At 64.3% G+C, this 14,308-nt stretch carries 11 protein-coding genes; 2 read left to right on the forward strand and 9 right to left on the reverse strand.

The annotated features are described in order from the left end of the window. Nucleotides 1-292 precede the first annotated feature (292 nt). Nucleotides 293-1,825 carry a sensor histidine kinase gene (locus HV773_RS05605; RefSeq protein WP_129563200.1) on the forward strand — a complete coding sequence of 511 codons (1,533 nt, stop codon included), beginning with the start codon at nucleotides 293-295 and terminating at the stop codon, nucleotides 1,823-1,825. Between the two features lie 112 nt (nucleotides 1,826-1,937). Here the strand turns inward: HV773_RS05605 and HV773_RS05610 are convergent, their stop codons facing one another. The 7 genes from HV773_RS05610 to mnmC all read right to left on the reverse strand — a co-directional run bounded on the left by HV773_RS05610 (nucleotide 1,938) and on the right by mnmC (nucleotide 11,442). Beyond that, nucleotides 1,938-2,426, reverse strand: coding sequence for an SET domain-containing protein (locus HV773_RS05610; protein ID WP_129563201.1), 489 nt, complete (start codon nucleotides 2,424-2,426; stop codon nucleotides 1,938-1,940). Between the two features lie 214 nt (nucleotides 2,427-2,640). Continuing rightward, nucleotides 2,641-3,753, reverse strand: a complete 1,113-nt coding sequence (locus HV773_RS05615; protein WP_129563202.1) for an NADH:flavin oxidoreductase/NADH oxidase — start codon at nucleotides 3,751-3,753, stop codon at nucleotides 2,641-2,643. Nucleotides 3,754-3,873: 120 nt separating this feature from the next. Further along, entirely contained in the window at nucleotides 3,874-4,605 is a 732-nt protein-coding gene (locus HV773_RS05620; RefSeq protein ID WP_129563203.1) for a glutamine amidotransferase, read from the reverse strand. A gap of 223 nt (nucleotides 4,606-4,828) precedes the next feature. After that, a complete protein-coding gene (locus tag HV773_RS05625) occupies nucleotides 4,829-5,467 on the reverse strand; it encodes a MarR family winged helix-turn-helix transcriptional regulator (RefSeq protein WP_129563204.1) in 639 nt (212 codons plus the stop codon). 676 nt (nucleotides 5,468-6,143) lie between these two features. Beyond that, the gene (locus tag HV773_RS05630; RefSeq protein WP_129563205.1) at nucleotides 6,144-7,259 is read right to left on the reverse strand and encodes a YbdK family carboxylate-amine ligase; all 1,116 of its coding nucleotides are present in this window, start codon (nucleotides 7,257-7,259) and stop codon (nucleotides 6,144-6,146) included. A gap of 95 nt (nucleotides 7,260-7,354) precedes the next feature. Continuing rightward, nucleotides 7,355-8,560: a cation:proton antiporter gene (locus HV773_RS05635; protein WP_129563206.1), complete on the reverse strand. Its 1,206-nt coding sequence runs from the start codon at nucleotides 8,558-8,560 to the stop codon at nucleotides 7,355-7,357. 839 nt (nucleotides 8,561-9,399) lie between these two features. Beyond that, the gene (gene mnmC / locus HV773_RS05640) at nucleotides 9,400-11,442 is read right to left on the reverse strand and encodes a bifunctional tRNA (5-methylaminomethyl-2-thiouridine)(34)-methyltransferase MnmC2/FAD-dependent 5-carboxymethylaminomethyl-2-thiouridine(34) oxidoreductase MnmC1 (RefSeq protein ID WP_129563207.1); all 2,043 of its coding nucleotides are present in this window, start codon (nucleotides 11,440-11,442) and stop codon (nucleotides 9,400-9,402) included. 433 nt (nucleotides 11,443-11,875) lie between these two features. Here mnmC and HV773_RS05645 point away from each other — a divergent pair, with 433 nt between their 5' ends. Beyond that, nucleotides 11,876-12,154: an HU family DNA-binding protein gene (locus HV773_RS05645; protein ID WP_027815965.1), complete on the forward strand. Its 279-nt coding sequence runs from the start codon at nucleotides 11,876-11,878 to the stop codon at nucleotides 12,152-12,154. A gap of 73 nt (nucleotides 12,155-12,227) precedes the next feature. On the opposite strand, the gene HV773_RS05650 is transcribed toward HV773_RS05645, so the two are convergent. Both HV773_RS05650 and HV773_RS05655 read right to left on the reverse strand, forming a co-directional pair. After that, entirely contained in the window at nucleotides 12,228-13,535 is a 1,308-nt protein-coding gene (locus HV773_RS05650; protein ID WP_129563208.1) for a GTP-binding protein, read from the reverse strand. Nucleotides 13,536-13,676: 141 nt separating this feature from the next. Further along, complete coding sequence (locus HV773_RS05655; RefSeq protein ID WP_129563209.1) at nucleotides 13,677-14,123, reverse strand: lytic transglycosylase domain-containing protein; 447 nt, start codon at nucleotides 14,121-14,123, stop codon at nucleotides 13,677-13,679. Between the last annotated feature and the right edge of the window lie 185 nt (nucleotides 14,124-14,308).

The raw sequence follows: 14,308 nt of genomic DNA on the forward strand, positions 1-14,308 counted from the left end.
GCGCATGTTCCCATGCGCCGCCATCCCCTCCTTCGCTAGCGCTTCTAGCCCACGCTTCAAGCCCGGCCACGCGCCGGGCTGAAGCCCGTGGCGCGCTGCGCCCCATTGCGCAGACCTCCTGAGCTTTGCGCGCCTGCGTGCCCCAAAAGCGCTTCGACACCACACCGCCGCCCCCCGTCTTTGGCCCGTGCCTGCCTCATGCCAGCTCACCCGCGTAAAATGGGCTCCAAACCATGCGGCGCGCACGTCCCGAACATGCTGCACGCGTAACCCTTCATCGCCCGAACCGACCATGTCCCTACCGGCCGCAACGAGCCTGCGGCGCACGCTATTGCGGCGCCTCGCCGCCCCACTTTCGCTGCTCGCGCTGATGAGCGGCCTGATTGCCTATTGGCTCGCGTGGCAATACACGCAGCACGTGGTCGACCGCTCGCTCGCCGACCTTGCCACGGCCATTTCCAAGCAGATCCAGATCGCCGGCCCCGAAGCGCCCATTACCGTGCCGCCGCTCGCCCAGGCGATGTTCTCCGACCCGGTCGAGCATCTCGTCTACCGCATCAGCGACGGCGAAACCGAAATTGCCGGCGACCACGACCTGCCGCTGCAAGGCACCAACGTGCGGCGCATGCACTTCGCCTACGTGTTCGAGACCCTTTACAAGGGCGTGAGCGTACGTGTCGCGCAGGTGCGCGTGGAGCAGCCCAAAGGCAATCCCATCGTCGTGGAAGTGGGTCAGCCCGTGCATCACCGCTTTCGCATCGCGGCCGAATTCCTCGTGGCAATCATGATGCCGCTGCTGCTGCTGCTGCTCGCCGGCTGGGCGATCGTGTGGCGCGTGGTGAACCAGCAGCTCAACCCGCTCACCGATCTCGCCGACTCGCTCAATCGCCAGACGCATACCTCGCTCGAACCCGTCGACGAAACCTTCGTACCGGTCGAGATTCGTCCGCTTACGGGCGCGCTCAACGCGCTGCTCGGGCGCCTGAAGACCGCCCTCGAAGCCCAGCGCAAATTCATCGCCGACGCCGCGCATCAGTTGCGCACGCCGCTCACGGCGGTGAAGCTGCATGCCGAACAAGCCGTGAATGCACGCGAGCCGCAGAAGGTCAGCGACGCCGTGCGCGAGTTGCGCGCCGCCGCCGACCGCGCGGTGCGGCTCTCCAATCAGTTGCTCTCGCTTGCTCGCGCCGAGCCGGGGGAACAGGCGGCACGCTTCGTCGACATCGACATGGCAGCGCTGGCATTCGAAACTGGCGCCGAGTGGGTGCCGCGCGCGCTCGCGAGCCAGGTCGACCTCGGCTTCCAGCGTCTCGACGATCCCGATAACGACACGCCGCTGATAGTGCGCGGCAACCCCGTGCTACTGCACGAAGTGATCGCCAATCTGCTCGACAATGCGCTGAAGTATTTGCCGCCCGCGCGCCCAGACGGCGGGCGCATTACCGTGACCGTCACGCAGACGCTCACCGATGGCATGCCGATGGCGGAGATCGTGGTCGAGGACAACGGCCGCGGAGTACCGCAAACGCAGCAAGCCGATCTCTTCAAGCGCTTCTTCCGTGGCGACGGTCAAACCGAGAGCGGCGTGGACAGCGGCGCGGGCCTCGGCCTTGCGATCGTGCACGACATCATGACGTTGCATCGCGGCAGCGTGCACTACGATGACGCGGCGGAAGGTGGTGCGCGTTTCATCGTGCGCGTACCGCTCACGAACCGTCCGGCACCCGATGCGAACGACGGCAAGGAAGCGAAACGCATCAAAGATTCGGCCGCCACGGCACACGCCGAAGAAAGCGAAGCCGACGCACCGGACACCGGTCGCTAGCCGACTCAGAAAACCGACTCCAGAAAAGATATGGGCCGCATCCGCGGCCCATATTCATATCGGCAGTTCATCATGACGATGCATGCGTACACGGCCCAGCCGGCCGCCACGCTTACTTCTTTTTCTTGCCCTTCTTCGACTTGCCGCCCTTCTCTTCAGGCGGCGCGAGCATCGTGCCACGACACTTGCGCGCGCCGCACCGGCATTCGTATTCGCGCTTGAGTTTCTTGGTCTGCTTCTCGTCGATCACGAGACCGTAGTCGTAAAAAAGCTCCTCGCCCTCGGCAATATCGCGCAGCGCGTGAATGTACACATGACCGTCGATCTCCTCGGCTTCGCAGTTCGGCGCGCACGAATGATTGATCCAGCGCGCGCTGTTGCCTTTGACCTTGCCGTCGATCACGTCGCCATCGTCGAGCGCGAAATAGAAGGTGTGGTTCGGTTCGTCGGGATTATGCGGATGACGCCGCAATGCTTCCTTCCACGAGATGCGTTCGCCCTTGTATTCGATCAGCCGTTCGCCGGCCTCGATTGCACCGGCCGCAAATACGCCCTTGCCGTGCACGCCTGATTGGCGCACGACGATCCTGCGTACACTCATTGAAGAATCCTTGTGTAGTCATGCCACGCAAACGCGGCGCCTTGTCGGCGCCGCGCTCGTGAGCACGCGTTCAATCGAAAGGCCCGGAAAATCCTGAAGACTCTGAAGACCCTATAGGCGCGCTGCAACCGGCATCGTACACGTTCGCGCCTCTTTCGTTCAACTCGCGTGGCGCTTGCCGGTGCTGCGCTCAGTTGCGTTCTGCATGGCGCATTCAGCGTTGACCGAGCGTTGTCTCGCCGAAGAGCGTCTTGTGCTCGCGAGGCTGCGAGCGCCAGTACTGCGGCGGCGCGTTCACGCTCGCGCCGAGTTGCGCAGCGGCGTGCCATGGCCAGCGCGGATCATAGAGCATCGCGCGTGCCATCGCGATCATGTCGGCATCGCCCGTTTCCAGAATTTGATCGGCCTGCAGCGCGTCGGTGATGAGGCCCACCGCGATCGTGTTCACGCCGGTTTCCTGCTTGACCTTGCGGGCGAATGGCACCTGATAGCCGGGTTCAAGTGGAATCTTCTGCAACGGCGAGACACCGCCGGACGATACGTCGATCCAGTCCACACCACGTGTCTTGAGCGCCTGCGCAAACACGATCGTGTCCTCGGGCGTCCAGCCTCCATCGACCCAATCAGTCGCCGACACGCGCACGCCAATCGGGCGATCGCGCGGGAATTGCGCGCGCACCGCGTCGAACACCTCAAGCGGAAAGCGCATGCGGTTTTCGCGCGAGCCGCCATATTCGTCGCTGCGCTGATTGGCGATCGGCGAGAGAAATTGATGAAGCAGATAGCCATGCGCCGCGTGGATTTCGAGCGCGTCGATGCCGAGGCGCGCCGCACGCCGCGCCGTCGCCGCGAACGCATTGCGCACGCGGTTCAGGCCCGCCGTATCGAGCGCAAGCGGTGGCGTTTCATCGTCCTTGTGCGGTAGATCGGAAGGCGCATGCGGCAACCATCCGCCATCGGCCACGGAAATCAGCTGACCGCCTTCCCAGGGTACGTGGCTCGACGCCTTGCGCCCCGCGTGCGAGATCTGCATGGCGATGCGAATCGGCGAATAGCGGCGGATGGCGGCAATCACCGGCTCGAGCGCGGCTTCGGTCACGTCGTCCCAGAGGCCGAGATCGCCTGGCGTGATGCGGCCGTCCGGCTCCACGGCCGTCGCTTCGATGCACAGCATCGCCGCCCCCGAAAACGCGAGATGGCCAAGGTGGATCATGTGCCAGTCGGTGGCCTCGCCTCGCACCGCCGAGTATTGACACATCGGCGACACGACAATGCGATTGGCGAGCGTCACGCCACGCAGCTCGAGCGGAGTGAAGAGCTTGCTCATGGGAGGAGTGCGAACGGTGTTGGAAGCGTTCGAGAATAGCATGCGCCTTTGACAGGCGCTGACGCGCCCACAGGCGTAGCACGTGCGGAGAAAGACGAAAACGAGGCCGACGCTTCGGGGCTACTTCGCGGGTGCGTCGATGCTCGCGTGATCGGAGGCGTCGAGCCATTCGCCGAACATGCGGCTCGCCTGCGCCTCGAGAGTCGGGCCGTGTTGCGCGGTCTGCGCGCGCAGCAGATTGACGTCGATGCCCGCAGCATCGATCTCGGCGGCATTGCCGATCAGCCAGGGCTCGAAGCGATCGGCGCGCACTTCGGGATGGCATTGCAGGCCGAGCACGTGCGAGCCCCACGAGAACGCCTGGTTTTCGCACAGCGGCGTGGAAGCGAGACGCGTTGCGCCTTGCGGCAGATCGAACGTATCGCCATGCCAGTGCAGCATCGACGTGGCAGCGCCATCCACATGCCGCAGCGGCGAAGCACGGCCCGCGTCGGTGAGCGTGAGCGGCGTCCAGCCAATTTCCTGATGACCGGACGCATAAACGCGCGCACCGAGCACGCGTGCGATGAGCTGCGCGCCGAGGCAAATGCCGAGCGTGGGCAAACCAGCGGCAATGCGCTTTTCGATCAGCCCGGCGATGGGCGCGAGGGTGGGGTAGCGTGCGTCGTCGCAGGCATTGATGGGGCCGCCGAGGATCACCATCAGCGAAGCCGACACGGGATTGAGCGCGCCGACGCGCGCAAAGCCCACATCGACGTAACGTACTGGACGCCCGCGATCGCCAAGCACTCGCTCAAAGCTGCCGAGGTCTTCGAAATATACGTGGCGAATGGCCAATACTTCGCGATTCATCGGCAAATCCTTGGGGTCTGCTACACAATGCAACACCTCGTGCGAGCGGCATGCATGCCGCCATCGCACGATAAGCACACGTTGGAGCACGCATCTGCGTGCAACGATCAAGCGCGCGGGCGCGAAGCACCGCACGCACTCGAACCGGATACTTCTGGCAGGAAGGCCGCCGCAGGCTCCTGCGGCGTCACGTGACGCCGCACGGCCCGCGGAACCGGAACCATTAAGCCGCGAAGATCTTCCAGTTCTTTTTCTGCGTCGTCGCGTCGGCTTCCGCGTACACCGAGCAATCGAGGCGCACGTCGGTGTCGGCCATGTCGATGTTGAGCAGCCCGCAATGATGCGGCGTCTTCTTCGGGTTCTTGCTGGGCTCGAAGTGCGCGCAGGTCAGACACATGCGGTGCTGCGGCATGGCTTCCTGCGACTCCAGCACGTAGACCGTCTTGAGCAGCGTGCGGTAAACCGCCGCTTGCTCATCGGCGCGCAGCGTGCCGACGGCCTTCGAGAGGAAGTCGGGCCATTGTGCGGCCTTCTTCGCGGCCGTGCGGCCACGTGCGGTAAGACGCACCGCAAGCGCGCGGCCGTCGTCGAGCGCGCGGCGCTTTTCGACGAGACCCTTGGTTTCAAGCGTGCTCACCGCATCGCTGGTCGTGGCGGCGGTCAGTGCCGTCTCGCGGGCGATCTCGCCGAGGCGCATCGGCCCCTTGCGCTGCATCAGCAGCACGAGAATTTCACCCTGGGTCGGCGTGAGTCCCGCCCCTTCGGCCCAGTCCCACGCCTGGCTCCGCATTGCCGTGCTCAGTCGCAGCAGGCTATGGGTCACCCGCCCGGCTGCCTGCTCTCCGTATACGCCTTCGCTCATAGTCTTTCGCTGGTTATTTGGCAGCTCGCGCTGCATCGTCAGCCGCCGCAGTACTGGCGACCTTGTGGGAAAGTTCGCGCCCGATCGCTGGGAATCCTCCTGGAAATCGGCCGCACCATCTCAAAAAATTCCTGCTTCGCCGGCGCAAGAAACGCCCGCCGCGCGCAGTCATTCCATCTCTCGCCTCGCAGGCCCGAAGCATCCTTCCCACCCTCGCGCCTGCGCAGCAAAGCGATATTCTATGCGAGAGTGGCGAATCGCACAGCTAACTTATCCAACGCGAATTGTGGATAACCAGTGAGTAAGTACGCCATTGTCTGTGCATGGATTCTCGATGTGGCTCAACTCCGGGCTCTACCGATACCTGGTTATCCCTGATTTTTTCCATCAGCGCAAGCGGAGTCTACCTGCTTGCCGCGAGCGCAGGCCATTGAGTTTTCAGGCATTTTGGCGCTTACTCAGCGGAAATGGCGCGCCTCGTCAGCAACGATTGACTCCGTTTGCGCGAGCATCAAAAAAATAAGAACCCCCTGGCATCTTGCCTGGGACAAAAAAATCTTTTTTTCATGCGGCGCAACGCTCCTCGGGTGGCCCCAAAAACGCGAGGGCAGCTCGCGAGCTGCCCTCTTTTCTCATGCTTTTCAGCCGGCCGGCGTTGCCCGAACGGCACACACGCTCAGGCGCGCCAGCGCAGACATTGCTGCCGCACCGCCTCGTGCAGCGACTTTTCCTCGGCGACCACGCCGCGCAGCCAAGTCGCATCGTTGGTCTGGGCGCGCGCAATCGTGCCGATTTCGGCGAGTGCGCGCGTGGAGCCGAGCGCTTCGCCATGCGGGGCAATCGCGTCGAGCGTGGCCAGAATGTCTTCGGAGATGGTGCGGCGCTCGCCCGTCTGCGGATTGACGCAAGTGCCGGCGAGGCCAAAACGGCATGCCTGGAAGCGGTTGAACGTGTAGACGAGGTAGTCGTCTTCGCGCGGCTGGATCGGCCGGTCTGTCAGCAGATGGCGCGCGAGCGTCTGGATATAGCAGGCAATCGCCGCCGCACGCTCGACCGAGAGCGGCGTGTCCATGACGCGCACCTCGATCGTGCCGAAGCCGGGTTTCGGGCGGATGTCCCAGTAGAAGTCTTTCATGCTGTTGACGACGCCCGTGTGCACCATCTTCGAGAAATACTCCTTGAACTCCTCCCAACTGAGCACGAACGGCGCGCGGCCCGAAAGCGGGAACGCGAACACGGAATTCAGCCGTGCCGAATGAAATCCGGTATCGACGCCCTGCACATAAGGCGACGATGCCGAAAGTGCAATGAAATGCGGAATGAAGCGTGAGAGCGAGTGCAGCAGGAACAGTGCGCTATCGGCATCCGGACAGCCGATATGCACGTGCTGGCCGAACACCGTGAATTGCTTCGCGAGATAGCCGTACAGCTCCGAAAGATACTGAAAACGCGGCGTATCGACGATGCGTCGGTCGCTCCACTGCTGGAACGCATGCGTGCCGCCACCGCACAGGCCGACATTCAGGCGGTCGGCGGCTGTGACCAGCACGTCGCGGATCTTGCGCAGGTCGGCCACGGCCTGCTCGTGATGCGTGCAGATGCCGGTGGAGAGTTCGATCATGCTTTCGGTGATCTCGGGCGTGATGTTGCCCGGAATCTCCTGATCCTTGATGAGGCGCATGAGGTCGCTGCCCGCCTTGGTCAGATCGTAATCGTGTGTGTTGACGACCTGCATTTCGAGTTCGACGCCGAAGGTGAACGGCTTCGAATCGACAAAAGTTTCCAGTGACATGACATCCCCTCTTTCGGCCGCGCCGGGCATCGCTGCCGATCAGGTCGGCGCACGGCGCGGCGGGCGGTGTTTCGTGGCGGCGAGAGCCGCCGCATTCATGCTTCGCCGCGCTCGCCGACAAGCGCGAGCGCGCGGTAGACGAGCCACGGCCCGAGCAATTGCAGCACGACGATCGCGCACATCATGATCGCGCGCAGGCGCGGATCGAACGACGGGTAAAGATCGTAGGTGTCCTCCATAAGCACGAGCGCGAGCGCGGACATGGGCGTGAGCGCAAGACCGAGCGCGACGCCCTGCTTCCATTCGAGCCCGCTCGGCTTCGCGAAGATCAGCACACCGACGAGTTTCGCCACCAGCCGCGCGACGATGAGCCCTGCCGCTGCCACGCCGCCGGCGAGAATGTAATGCCATTCGAAAGTGGTTAGCGTGAGCACGAAAAGAATCACCGTGAGCAGCCAGCCGGCCGTGCCGAAATGCTGCGGCCACAACTGCGGCCGCGCCTCGAAATTCTTCACGATGATGCCCGCGGCCAGCAGGCTCAGAATGGTCGAAAGCTTGAGCAGATGCGCCACGGCGATCGCGAGCAGCACGAGACCGAACAACGCGACGAACGAATGCTCGTCCTGCGGGCTCAAGCGGCGGTAGAACATCATGCAGGCGCGCGCGAGCACATACGCGACAATGATCGAGCCGACCAGCAGGTAGAGCGGCTGCAGGATGGTGGCGAAAACGTTGCCGTAAATTTCCTGGTGCAGCCAACCCGACGCGAGCTTTTCGATCACGACCGCATACATGCTGTTGAGCGCCGTAAGCGTGAGCAGGCGCTGCGTGACCTGGCCTTCGGCGCGCAACTCGGTCTTGAGCTGGATCACCATCGTGGGCGAAGTCGCCATGGCGATCGAAGCCACGACGATGGCGACGATCGCCGGCACCGAAAGGAATAGCAGCACGACGAGCACGAGCACGAAGGTCAGCGTGGCTTCGGCAAGGCTCGAGAGAATGATCCAGGGATTGCGGCGGATCCAGCGCAAGTCGAGCCGGCTGCCGAGTTCGAACAACAACAGGCCGAGCGCGACATCGATCAGCGGCCGCGCGGCATCGGCGGCATCGATGCTGATCACGCCGAAGCCCGCCGAACCGGCAATCAGCCCAATGATGGCGTAGCTCGAAATGCGCGGCAGCCGCCAGGCGCGATAACACAGCTCGCCGACGAGGCCGGCGGCGAGCAGCGCGAGGCCTGCCCAGAATATGCCGTCTGGCTGCAACGGCCAGGCGGGAAAGAACGAAAACGCCGACTTCATCGTAGTGGCTTCTCCTTGGCAGAACGTCTTGCATGGGATCGGACCGGGCGCGGCGCCAGACACCTGACATTTCGCGCCCGGCACACGGTCAAGCCGCATGCGCTGACAGACGAGGCGCGCAGGCTCGCTACCTGATGAGGGCGGCGGCCAGACACGACGGACAACAGCGGGAAACCTCTGCGCCGGCACCGCTCATGCGGCAAACCGCCGGCACGGGCGCGTCCTGTGTGGAGTGTCAGCGCCCGCAATGGGTGAACGAACGCTGCCGACCTTCCTGAGCAATCAGAGTCAGGACATGCGGCATCCGTTCCTTGGACGCGTCGGCCGTCTGTTGCGGCACATGACGCGGAAAAGAACGGCGATTGTGCCATAGCTTTTTTGCAATTGTCCCGCTCGGCCGGTAAAGCTTGGCGAAGCCGGTAAATGCGCCCGTTTCGGCAGGCTTTATCGACAATAAGGAAAAAGTGACCGTTTCGCCAGTGGGGCGGCTAGGCAGGTCAGAACTGCGCGGTAGCCTTGGGCCTTCTCCAGACCGATGGCGTTGGTTTTGGGTTTACGGTTTACCGTATGTATACGTAGTAGCAGTTAACAAAGGCGTGACTTTGCTGTGGATAACCCCTGTATACCTATGTGAATCATCGGCTTGGCGCTCGGACAACCACGCGCGATGTGTGTGAGATGCACTCGGGTATCGAAGAGTAACTTTTGGGCCATGAACATGGCCTGCCGAGTTACCCCGTTTACGTCCACATCGCGTCCACACCGGATTTACCCACAACTCGCGCGGTTATCCACAGGTTTGGGTGAATAACCGTATTGGTCAGGATATTGGTTCGTGGCTAGAGGTTGCGCTGACGCAGGGCGCGCTGGAGAAAGCGTGCGGGATCGACCTGCTCGGCAAGCTCGCGCTCGATGGGCCATGGCTCGCCTTCGAGTTGCGAGGCGATGAGCTCCGCGCCCAGCGCCGCCCACACGAGCCCGCGCGATCCGAACGCGAACGCGCCGTAAAGACCGGGCGCGCGCGGCAAGTCGAGCGGCCACGCACCCGAAAGCCGCTGCGCGTCGCGCCGTGCGGCGGCTTCATCGCCGAGCTGGCCCAGCATGGGCAGGCGGTCGCTCGTGACGCAGCGCAAGGCCACGCGGCCTCGCCAGGGGCTTTGATGAGAAGAATCCAGGGCTGAGGCGTCGGCTGCGGTAGCTTGCAGACCGGGCAGCATGCGCGCGACGCGCTCGATGTTTTCGACGTGACCCGCTTTGCGTAGCGCCGTGCTGGTGTCGTCGACTTCGTAGGTGGCGCCTGTGAGCGTCACGCCGCCTGGCAGCGGCACCGCGTAGCCGTCGCCGATCACGGGCATGCGCAGGGAGCCAAGCGGGCTCCCGTCGAGCAGCGTGAGTTGGCCGCGCACGCTGCGCGTGGGTGCGAAGTCGAGCGCCGCCGCGCGCGCGGCATCGTGCGCGTTGGCGAAGATCACCGCGCCGGCCTGCGCGACGAGCGCGCCGCTTTCATCGAAGACTTGCCAGGTGTCGCCAGCGCGCGCGATGCGCGCGACTTGCACGCCGTAACGCAGATCGATTCGCGCATCCGGGAAGGCGCATGCGGCGGCAAGCTGCGCCCGGCACAGCGAGGCCGGATCGATCGCGCCGCCGCGTGGATAGAACCAGCCGCCCTGCGCGAGCGCGACGCCGGCAATCGACTCAGCCTCTGCGCGGTCGACGCCGCGCACGAATTCCTCGGGATAGCCAAACGATGCGAGCGCTTCGGCGACAGCTCGCGACTCGTCATCGGCGGCGAGATGCAGAAGTCCTGCGTGTGAGCGCACGGGCGCCTCGATTGCGCCATTCGTGCACGCTTGCGCTGCGGCGTCGAGCGCGGCCCAGCGTCGCAATGCGTAGAGAAACCCGGCGCGCGTGATGCGCGACGCGCTGCTGTCGTCGCGCGAAATAAGCGGATGAAACACGCCGGCGGGATTGCCCGAGGCTTCGCGGGCAGGCGCCGCATGCCGCTCGAGCAGCGTGACATGCCAGCCGCGCGCCGCGAGTCGCTCGACTAGCGCGCTGCCCGCGAGCCCGGCGCCGATCACTACCGCGTGCCGTTCGGCGAGTTCCAGCGGCAGCGGCGGTTCGTAACGGCGCACACGCCAGCGTGGTGCGAAGCGGCCAGCCAGCATCGTCCACTTGGTTCCGAAGCCGGTGGTCTTGCGATATTCGAAGCCGTTTTGCTCGAGCGCGCGCTTCACCTCACCCGCGCTGCTCCAGGTTGCGAAGGTGGCCTCTTCGCCGGCGACGCGCGCGAGCGCCTTGAAGATCTGCGGCGACCAGAGTTCGGGATTCTTCGCGGGGGCGAACCCGTCGAGAAAGATAGCGTCGGCGCGCAGCCACATTTTGGGAAGCGTTTCGAGCGCGTCGCCGAACGCGAGCGTGAGCGTGACGCGTCCGCCTTCGAACTCGATCCGGTGTGTGCCAGGGACGAGCATCGGCCAGGCGTCGACGAGTTCGTGTGCAAGACGCGCGATGGACGTACCCGACTCGTGAGAATCATGCGGTGCGTGCGCAACCACCGCGTCGAGCGCCGCGCGCAGATCGTCGCGTGAAAATGGGTGTTTCTCCACCGAGACGAAATGCAGGCGCTCGCAGCGCGCGGGCGCGTTGCGCCAGGCTGCCCAGGTCGCGAGAAAGTTCACGCCCATGCCGAAACCCGTCTCGAGCACGGTGAAAATGCGTTTGTTCTGCCAGCGCTTGGGCAGGCTGTTGCCGCGCAAAAACACATATTCGGCCTGCTCGAAGGCGCCGAAAGTGCTGTGATAGACGTCGTCGAAGCGCGGCGAATACGGCTTGCCGTCTTCGCGAAACGCGAGCGTGGCGGGGATCAGTGTGGCGGTCATGACTCTCGCGTTGGCTGGAAACGGCGGGTCTCGAAGCGCGGGGTGCGGCAGCAAAGGCCCGTGGGTATTGGGTTTGCGGGCGAAAAGCGTTGGCGCGGCACAACGCCGGAAGCGTCAAATTTGCTGGCGCTGCGCCGTCGCAGTGCCGCTTTTTGCATGCGGCGGCCGTCAAAAATACAGGCAGGCGCACAAAACCCGCGCAAACCCCTCTAAATCTTCGAAACCCTTGTCGTTATTGGGTTTGCGCTGCGCTATCATAGCAAGCGCCGCCCAGGGAAGCGGCAGCACGGACGTCGCGGGCCTTCATGGCCGTCGCAACGAAAATACGCCGGAGTGCTCCGGATCCGTAGCTGCTCGACGGCGCGGCACGCGACCGTATAATCGGCGCGTTCGCGCTGTTCGTGTCAACCTAAACACAGAAAGGAACTTCTCAATGAATAAACAGGAACTGATCGACGCCGTCGCAGCACAGACGGGCGCTAGCAAGGCACAAACCGGCGAAACGCTGGACACGCTGCTCGAAGTGGTCAAGAAGGCTGTGTCGAAGGGCGACGCGGTTCAGTTGATCGGCTTCGGCAGCTTCGGTTCGGGCAAGCGCGCAGCCCGTACGGGCCGCAACCCGAAGACCGGCGAAACCATCAAGATTCCCGCAGCCAAGACCGTCAAGTTCACGGCTGGCAAGGCGTTCAAGGACGCCGTCAACAAGCGCTAAGACATTGCCGCTTTAAGTTGACACCCGCCCCTGGCGGGTTTTTTTTCGTCCGCCGGGTTTGCACCCGGCGCGCTCAGTCGTGGCGGTGGACGATTTCTCCGTCGTGATCGTGGTCGTGGTCGTGTTCATCGTCGAAATCCCACGACGGGAACGGGTCGGCATACGCCAGCCAGGCGTCGGGGCCCGCGGCGTATTCGGCGTCTGTCAGAAGGCACGCGTCGAGCTTTGCCTGCCACGCTTCGCGGTCGATATCCACGCCGATCATCACCAGCTCCTGGCGCCGGTCGCCGATGCGCGCGTCGTTCGCGTCGCCGAACCAGTCGGCCGCGATCTCCTTTTCGAGCTCGGCGTCCTGCGGCCACTCCTCGCGCGGCTGCGCGGCCCACCAGGTACCCGCCGGGCCATGGCGGCAGACGCCGCCCGCCTGCGAAAGCGAGCCCGCCACGTCGTTGCGCGTCGCGAGCCAGAAGAAGCCCTTCGAGCGCAGCACGCCCTTCCATTCCTGATTGAGCAGCGCCCACAGACGCTCGGGATGGAACGGCTTGCGCGCCCGATAGACCAAGTTGCCGATGCCGTACTCGTCGGCTTCGCTATGGGCGTGGTGAGCGGCGCCATCGTCGCTATGGTCGTGATCGTGCAGCGAGGCGAGCCAGCCCGGCGCGCTCGCGGCGTCGTCGAAGTCGAAGCGGCCCGTATTGAGCACCTCGGCCAGCGGCACCTGGCCGTGGCGGCTCACCACCTGCACCGCGCGCGGATTGATGCGCGCGAGAATGCGTTGCAGGCGCGCGAGTTCGTCGGCGCTCACGAGGTCGGCTTTGTTGAGCACGAGCACGTCGCAGAATTCCACCTGCTCGATCAGCAGTTCGACGATCGTGCGGTCGTCGGTGTCGCTTGCGGCCACACCGCGCTCGGCGAGCGGATCGGCACTCGCGTAATCGCGCAGGAAGTTGAAGGCGTCCACGACCGTCACCATCGTGTCGAGCCGGGCGATGTCGGCGAGCGTCGTGCCGTCTTCATCGGCGAAGGTGAAGGTTTCGGCGATGGGCATGGGCTCGGCGATGCCGGTCGACTCGATCAGGATGGCGTCGAACCGCTGGCCGGCCTGCGCGGGGTCGGCGAGGCGCCGGATTTCGGCGAGCAGGTCGTCGCGCAGCGTGCAGCAGATGCAGCCGTTGGACAGCTCGACGAGTCGCTCCTCGACATGCGAGAGCGCGGCGGCATCGCGCACGAGCGTGGCGTCGATGTTGACGGCGGCGAGATCGTTGACGATCACGGCCACGCGCAGGCCGGCGCGGTTCGCGAGGACGTGGTTGAGCAACGTGGTCTTGCCCGCGCCCAGAAAGCCGGAGAGTACGGTGACGGGCAGTGGCGGCTGATTCATTGCGATGTGAGATAAAGAAAGGCGGGAATCGGGCCGCGCGCGGCCGCGCGGCGCAAGCCTGCATTTTGCACCATGCGCGCGCGGTGCGCCGACAGCGCGCGTACTAGCCCTGCGTCGGCATGACGGCCAGTACTGTGCCGCTCAGGGCATCAGCTTCCACTTGCGCAAGATGGCCGCAATCTGCTGTGCGTACCGGTCGCGCAACGCCGGCGTCTCGGAGTGATAGGCGCCCACGGCGGCCCAGGTGTTGCCGTACCTGTTCATTTTCTGGCGCAAATGCCAGGCAGCAATGTAGACGTTCTTGCACGGCTGCATGAGCGTACTGGACGAAATGCCATATTGCGCGAGCGTGGGCAGATGAATCGAGTTGATCTGCATCACCCCATAGTCCACCGAACCATTCGTATTCCTGTGCAATGCGTCAGGCGTGTTGTGCGATTCCTGCCAGGCGATGGCGCGCAAAATGAGCGGATTGACCTTCTGGTAGCGGGCCGCCTCGTCGAAACAATCCGCGCGCGCCGGCGTGCTCGCGCCGGCGGCGGCGAGCATCAGAACAGCAACGGTAGTGGCGGATGCAACCTTTTTCATGGCAAGGTCGAGGGACGTTGCGGTAAGCCGGAGCGCAGGTCTGTCTTGCCCGATATGGGGAAAACCCGTGCTTGCGTTGCCTGCTCCGGTCATGGTGCGCAGTGGATGGCCCGTATCATACCGGCGGACCAAGTCGCGTCAAACCAGCCGAATGGTACGCCGGCCAGGACCAGGACGGAGGCGCG

Source organism: Paraburkholderia caffeinitolerans (genome assembly GCF_902859945.1).
Classification (GTDB): domain Bacteria; phylum Pseudomonadota; class Gammaproteobacteria; order Burkholderiales; family Burkholderiaceae; genus Paraburkholderia; species Paraburkholderia caffeinitolerans.